Consider the following 6,682-nt stretch of genomic DNA (forward strand, 5'->3'; position numbering starts at 1 on the left):
GGGCGCCATGGTGTTCACGCCATCCCGTGACTCCGGCAAGCACAAGCACATTCGCACTGCTCTGGAAGACACTTTTCAGAAGCGTGATCTGGTTCATCTCGCGGCTGGGAGCTCCGTTCCTCTGCTGCGCAACCACATCTGGTTAGTGGTGCGGGGCATGGTGAAGTTGAGCTCCATCACGCTGCAGGGAGATGAACTGCTGCTGGGGCTCGCCGGTCCGAATGAGCCATTTGGGGCACCACTGTCTCATCTCGAGCTCACAGAGGCTGTTACCCTCTGCGACAGTGATCTGCTGTGCCTTTCGATGGAGGAGATTCAGGCGTCACCACACTTGGCGATGGCTTTGGTACGGGCCATGGCCAGCCGGATGCGTCAATCGGAAAGCCTGATCTCCCTGTTGGGATTGCGGCGGGTTGAAGATCGGGTTCGTGGTTTTCTGGAACTCCTGGCGGAAGATTATGGCCAGGCCTGTGACCAGGGGCTGCAGCTCAATCTGCGTCTCACCCACCAGGATCTGGCCAGTGCCCTCAGCACAACCCGCGTTACCGTCACACGGGTTCTGGGCTTGCTACGCGATGAGGGTTGGCTGCAGATTCTGCCCAATCGCCAGTTGGTGGTGACCCATTTGCCGCAGACGCGCTGATGGGGGTGTCATCTTCACCCCCTCAGCTCCTGCTGGTTGTTGATGATTCTCAATGGCGCCTTGAGTTGCTCGATGCTCTGCAACAGGATGGCTTCGCGGTTGTTGATTTGGCCTACGTTACCCGTGTTCGGGACCTGCTCCCCTCTGCGGCTGGCCAGCTGCCCTTTGAGCTGATCATCCTGAATACTCCTTGCGAACGTGCGAATCTCGAGTGTTCGGTTGGGTTGATTCAATCCTATCGGCGTAAGGATCCCGCCACGCCACTGTTGTTGTTGCCGAATCAGGCTGATGAATCCCAGCGTGTGGACCTGCTCGAAGCTGGAGCGGATGACATTCTGGTGACCCCGTTTGGTGTTCGAGAATTCACGGCCCGCTGTCGTGCGCTGTTGCGTCGATCCAAGCGGCTCCAACTCAGCAGTGGCCTGGCCCGCCGCCTGGAGGTGTTGCGCGTGGGGCCCATCGCGCTCTATCGCCAGGAATGCCGAGCCACGCTGAACGGCATCGATGTAGTGCTCTCGCCGAAGGAATTCCGCCTCCTGGAATGTTTTATGTTGCAGCCCGGCCGAGCTTTAAGCCGGGAAGAGCTACTGGAGCAGGTGTGGGGGCCTGATTTCAATGGTGATATGAAAAGTATCGATGTGCATGTTCTCTGGCTTCGGCGGAAACTTGAGCCTGATCAACCTAAGCCCAAACTGTTTGTCACGGTACGTGGTATTGGTTATCGGCTTGACCCGCCACGAGATGGATCCCTGCCGTTAGGTTGCTAGATCACTGTCATCTAGGGAATCGAGATAGCGGCGGCGTTGGCTGGAGGCCAGTACATCACGATTGAGGTCCAGCATTGGCTCAGTGTTGGCATCGGTGCGTGGCGTCAGCCTCGGATCCTTGGTTGTGGCTGCTATGGCTAGATCCCCAGTCTGTGCTGATTCTTTCATGCGAGTAAAGCCTTGACTTCAATCCTACTTTTGGCAGTGACTAGGGATGTATGGATAAACACGTTGCTCTGGTGTTCTTAGTCGGGCTGAGGTGCTTGGTTTTGACGGTTGTTGTTGGCAGCCGCAGGCATAACCAAGCGTTGCAATGCTGAGAACAGACTCGATGGCCCCCGCTTCAGGGGAGGAGGGGCGCTGACGGAGTTGACCCAGGAGCAACCGGCCACCATGCTGATGCTTCCCTTGGCTGTCTTGATCAACATCGCCGTGTTGCAGTTGTAGAAACCCTACAACTGATTGCAATGGCTCGTGTGGCGATGACTACGATCTGTGGCTCCATTGTGTCGTGCATCACCTGAACTGCGGCTTTTTGATGTCGTCGAAGCTGCGGTCCAGGGTTTGGCCAACGGTAAGACCCACCGGAAGGTTGCCTGCATAGGCGCTGCCGAGCACGTTGCGATACAGCTTGGTGGTGACCAGGCGGTAGGTTGAATCTGGCAGGGGAATGGCTCCCGCCTCTTTGGCAATACGCTGGCCCGCCTCGATGGTGGTGGCCACAAACTGACGCATCAATGGTTCTGCCTTCATCGCCTTCTCATTCACGTAGAAAAACAGGGGGCGAGAGAGGGGCAGGTAGCGCGAGTTCTGGACCGTCTCGACGGAGGGAAGAACGCTTCCTTTGGAACCTTGTACAGCTAAGGCCCTCAGTTTGTTGCGGTTGGAGCTGTAATAGTCATAGCCGAAGTAGCCAAGGGCATTCTGGCTCTTGGCCACGCAGTTCACAATCACAGCATCGTCTTCACTGGCGTTATAGTCATGGCGGGAATTATCTTCAGACCCGTTGATAGCCTTATTGAAATAGTCGTAGGTTCCCGAGTCGCGCCCTGGGCCGCATAGCTTGATGGGTTGGTCTGGCCATTGGCTATTCACCTGTTTCCAGGTTGTGACTCTCTGCTGGGCAGCTTTCTGCCATAGATTACTCAGCTCTTGCGTGCTGATCTGTTTGGCCCAGGAATTGCGCGGGTTCACCACGATGGTGATGGCATCGAAGGCGATTGGCAATTCAAGGAAGCGAACGCTAGCAGCGGCGCAGGTTTTGAGCTCTTTCGCATTGATCGGGCGAGATGCTGCCGCAATTGCCAGTTTTCCGCTGCAGAACTCCCGGAATCCTGCGCTGGTTCCCACGGAACGGGCCTCAAAACGTAATCCCTTGGCATTGGCCGCTGGCTTAAACCGCTGAATCGCCGCCTGGCTGATCGGGAAAACGGTGCTTGATCCTCCAATGACGATGGTCTTCGTTTCCGCCACGGCAGCTGTGCCACAGGCGGATGCGATTGTGGCGACAAGCCATTGACGCCAACGAGCAGACGGTGTCATCACTGGAAAACCTGTTCCACCATAAATCTGCGTGTCCACCAGCCCTTTGAGGTTAATCGTGGGTTATCGCTTGGTTGTTGTTTGGCCATGACGGGCCTGTCTCTGGGTTGGCGGCTTGAGGGTTGCCGCCATAAATGCTTCGAGATCAACTGTTAACCCAGCCTTAAATACCCTTGCCTGCGGTTGTGTAAGTGTGATGTCAGTTCTCTTGGTGGGCTGGATTCCAGTCGTCCATGTCTCTCAATGGTATCCAAGCCACCTGCTGAGGCCTTTGCCCTGCGCCACAGGCCAGTTCGAGAAAAGTGGGTCGATCTGGGTTTCCAGCGCCTCTCCATGCTTCTGGCATCGCTGGTTTTTTTGATTCTTGTTGGCATTCTTATCACCGTTCTCGGTGGTTCTCGAGAGGCCATGGCCAAGTTTGGCCTTGATTTCCTCACCACCTCCAACTGGGATCCAGTTTCTGAACGCTATGGCGCGTTCACGGCGATTTATGGCACGTTGGTGTCCTCTCTGCTCGCCTTGATCATTGCTGTTCCCCTCGGTGTGGGAACTGCCGTGTTCATCACCGAGAATCTCATCCCAGCCTCTGTGCGAAACGTGCTGGGCATGATGGTGGAATTGTTGGCTGCCATCCCATCGGTGGTGCTGGGCCTATGGGCCATCTTTGTGATGGAGCCATTCATTCGCCCATTGCTGGCTGTCCTGCATGCAACTCTCGGTTGGTTGCCGTTCTTCTCCACCACGGCCCAGGGCCCAGGAATGGCGCCGGCTATCTTGATTCTGGTGGTGATGATTCTGCCGATTATCACAGCCATCGCTCGCGATTCCCTCAATCAAGTTCCTCCTGAACTCCGACAGGCCGCCTATGGCATTGGAGCCACCCGTTGGGGAGCCATTTTGCAGGTGATTCTGCCTGCGGCGATTTCAGGGATTACTGGCGGTGTGATGCTGGCCTTGGGTCGTGCCATGGGAGAAACCATGGCTGTCACCATGATCATCGGCAATTCCACAAACTTCAGTTGGAGTCTGCTGGCCCCCGGTAACACCATCTCGGCGATGCTGGCGAGCCAGTTTGGCGAGGCGGATGGTATTCAAGTGTCGGCTTTGATGTATGCCGCCTTTGTGTTGATGCTGCTCACCCTCGTGGTCAACATGATGGCTCAATGGGTGGTTCGTCGCTTGAGTCTTCAATACAGCTGAATGTCATGACTTCTACGTTTACTGATTCGTCCAGCGCCGCTGCTTCTCATTCCGGCTTTGAGCGTTCCTCACTTCGTTTCAATCCCTCCCTAGCCCGCAACCGCTGGAGTTTTCTTTTTACTTCGGTAGCCGCAACGTTTGCAGCCATCTGCGTGCTTCCTTTGGTGCTCGTACTTGTGTACGTGCTGATCAAGGGTGGTTCCCTGATTAGCCTGCGTTTGCTTAGCGAGCTGCCCCCCGCTCCTGGCCTGGATGGAGGTGGTATTGGCAATGCCATTATCGGCACCTTTGTGGTGAGCTCGATCGCCGCCTTGATTGCTATCCCTGTTGGGGTTGGTGGTGGTATCTACTTGGCGGAGTATTCAGCTGGTGGCTGGTTTTCCCAGTTTGTTCGCTTCGGCACTGACGTGCTGTCCGGTGTCCCCTCCATTATTTGCGGTGTTTTTATCTATGGCCTGATTGTTAGTACGCGCTTTTTCTTTGATCAAAGCTATAGCGCGATGGCTGGGGGTATTGCCCTGTCGGTCTTGATGTTGCCAACGGTGATCAAAACGACCGATGAGGCCCTAAAGCTGGTGCCCAACGAGCTGCGTTGGGGTGCTTTTGGAGTGGGTGCTTCCAAGTTTGTCACCATTGTTCGCATCACCCTTCCTTCTGCCTTCTCTCCCATTGCCACGGGTGCTGTGCTCGCGATTGCCCGCGCTGCTGGTGAGACGGCTCCACTGATCTTCACCGCTCTCTTTTCTCCCTTTTGGCCTGAAGGTCTGTTTAACCCTATCGCATCAATGTCTGTGCTGATCTACAATTTTGCGATTATGCCCTATGAAGCCCAGATTTCACTCGCTTGGGCAGCTTCCTTTGTTCTAGTGGTCATGATTCTTGCCGCTAATCTCTTCGCTCGTTGGTTGAGTCGTCTCACCAGCACCTGAGCTCAGGCCTGCAACTCCCTTTTTCCGTATCCCCGTCGCTTTCCACTACTGTCATGACACGCTCATCTCTGCACGACGCTTCGGTTCAGGAGCTCTCTTCCGCGATCTGCATGTCCTTGGAAAACGTGGGCATCAGTTATGGCAGCGCCGAGGCTGTTCGGGGCGTTTATATGCAGATCCCTCGGGGCAAGGTTACTGCTTTCATTGGTCCTTCCGGTTGCGGCAAGAGCACTGTGTTGCGGGCCCTCAATCGCATGAACGACCTCATCGAAGGTTGCACCCTGAAGGGACGCGTGCTGTTTGACGGCCAGGATCTCTATGCCCGAGGTGTTGACCCTGTTGAGGTGAGACGCCGCATCGGTATGGTGTTTCAGAAGCCCAACCCATTTCCCAAAAGCATCTATGAAAATATTGCTTTTGGAGCACGCATCAATGGCTTTAATGGCGATATGGATGAGCTCGTTGAGCGCTCTCTGCGCAAGGCTGCTATCTGGGATGAAACCAAGGACAAACTAAAGGAGAGTGGCTATGCCTTGTCTGGTGGCCAGCAGCAGCGGCTGTGTATAGCTCGTGCCATTGCCATTGAACCTGAGGTGATTCTGATGGATGAGCCCTGCTCTGCCCTTGATCCTATCTCCACGTTAAAGATTGAGGAGATGATGCATGAGCTTAAAAAGAGCTACACGATTGTGATCGTGACGCATAACATGCAGCAGGCTGTGCGGGTGAGTGATATGACGGGTTTCTTCAACGTCAGCAGTCGCGCCGATGGCGAAGGCAAAGTTGGCTGTCTTGAAGAATACGCGCCTACGGAGCAAATCTTTAATGCTCCGCAACAGCAAGCCACCCAAGACTACGTGTCTGGTCGTTTTGGCTGACGCCCTCCCAGTCCTGTTGCTCATGCGTTTGTTCCGGTTGCGTTAAACTACAGTTTCACCACGGGCAGTACCCCTTGACCCATCCAGCCCGTCCACCCTCCGATAGTGATCCCGGCATCCGCTCTCCCCTGGAATCATTCAGTGCTTATCACGGGCAAGACTGGACTCCAGAGCGCCTTGCTTTTCATCAGAACCTTGAACAGTTCGCCGATAGAGTTGGTTTAATTGTCGGTCTTCAGGCCAACGGCAAAATAACCCAGGAAGATGCCTACGCTCAGATCCGTTCTCTGTGGTCGCAACTGAAGGTGAGTAAGGGGCAGTTGCTCTAGGTTTGGTGCGCTATTTATTGCCTTCTGCGTGCATTCATTAGAATGTCCTGAGAGTGCTCGTAGCTTTCCGCCAGGGCTTTTCGGCTGTAGGTTCCGTCATTTCGCATCGTCCAAGTTCCTGCATTGCCTGCCAGGTAGAGATCCAGGAGTTGTTCCAACTGTTTTTTCAACTCTGGTGTTTCGATCGGTGTAACCGCTTCAATCCGTCTGTCGAGATTCCGCGGCATCCAGTCGGCGCTGCCGAGAAACACTGCCGGGTTGCCGTCGTTGGCGAACCAGAAGAGCCGGGAGTGTTCGAGAAAGCGTCCGATCACGCTGCTCACCCGGATGTTGTCGCTCACGCCCGCCACGCCCGGGCGCAGGCTGCACATGCCGCGCACCACCAGGTCGATCT

General features: G+C 55.3%; 7 protein-coding genes and 1 pseudogene. 6 read left to right on the forward strand and 2 right to left on the reverse strand.

Annotation, left to right across the window (positions count from 1 at the left end; translation table 11 throughout):
- Positions 1-7: 7 nt before the first annotated feature.
- Together ptrA and KBZ14_RS10785 are read left to right on the forward strand one after the other, a co-directional pair.
- Positions 8-643, forward strand: coding sequence for a Crp/Fnr family transcriptional regulator PtrA (gene ptrA / locus KBZ14_RS10780; RefSeq protein ID WP_255118335.1), 636 nt, complete (start codon positions 8-10; stop codon positions 641-643).
- Entirely contained in the window at positions 583-1,410 is an 828-nt protein-coding gene (locus KBZ14_RS10785; protein ID WP_255118336.1) for a response regulator transcription factor, read from the forward strand. Before ptrA ends, KBZ14_RS10785 begins: the two co-directional genes overlap by 61 nt.
- A 516-nt stretch (positions 1,411-1,926) precedes the next feature.
- On the opposite strand, the gene KBZ14_RS10790 is transcribed toward KBZ14_RS10785, so the two are convergent.
- The gene (locus KBZ14_RS10790; RefSeq protein WP_255118337.1) at positions 1,927-2,991 is read right to left on the reverse strand and encodes a PstS family phosphate ABC transporter substrate-binding protein; all 1,065 of its coding nucleotides are present in this window, start codon (positions 2,989-2,991) and stop codon (positions 1,927-1,929) included.
- Positions 2,992-3,195: 204 nt separating this feature from the next.
- On the opposite strand from KBZ14_RS10790, the gene pstC reads away from it, so the two are divergent.
- From pstC to KBZ14_RS10810, 4 genes are all read left to right on the forward strand, one after another.
- The gene (gene pstC, locus KBZ14_RS10795) at positions 3,196-4,152 is read left to right on the forward strand and encodes a phosphate ABC transporter permease subunit PstC (protein ID WP_255118338.1); all 957 of its coding nucleotides are present in this window, start codon (positions 3,196-3,198) and stop codon (positions 4,150-4,152) included.
- Between the two features lie 5 nt (positions 4,153-4,157).
- Positions 4,158-5,081 carry a phosphate ABC transporter permease PstA gene (pstA, locus tag KBZ14_RS10800; RefSeq protein WP_255118339.1) on the forward strand — a complete coding sequence of 308 codons (924 nt, stop codon included), beginning with the start codon at positions 4,158-4,160 and terminating at the stop codon, positions 5,079-5,081.
- Positions 5,082-5,191: 110 nt separating this feature from the next.
- Positions 5,192-5,959, forward strand: a complete 768-nt coding sequence (gene pstB / locus KBZ14_RS10805; protein WP_399210776.1) for a phosphate ABC transporter ATP-binding protein PstB — start codon at positions 5,192-5,194, stop codon at positions 5,957-5,959.
- Positions 5,960-6,033: 74 nt separating this feature from the next.
- The gene (locus KBZ14_RS10810) at positions 6,034-6,288 is read left to right on the forward strand and encodes a DUF7219 family protein (protein ID WP_315856145.1); all 255 of its coding nucleotides are present in this window, start codon (positions 6,034-6,036) and stop codon (positions 6,286-6,288) included.
- A 14-nt stretch (positions 6,289-6,302) separates the two neighbouring features.
- On the opposite strand, the pseudogene KBZ14_RS10815 reads toward KBZ14_RS10810, so the two are convergent.
- A pseudogene (locus tag KBZ14_RS10815) lies at positions 6,303-6,682 on the reverse strand (RNA degradosome polyphosphate kinase); the annotation flags it as partial.

Origin of the sequence: Synechococcus sp. HJ21-Hayes (genome assembly GCF_024345835.1) — a bacterium.
Lineage (GTDB): Bacteria > Cyanobacteriota > Cyanobacteriia > PCC-6307 > Cyanobiaceae > Vulcanococcus.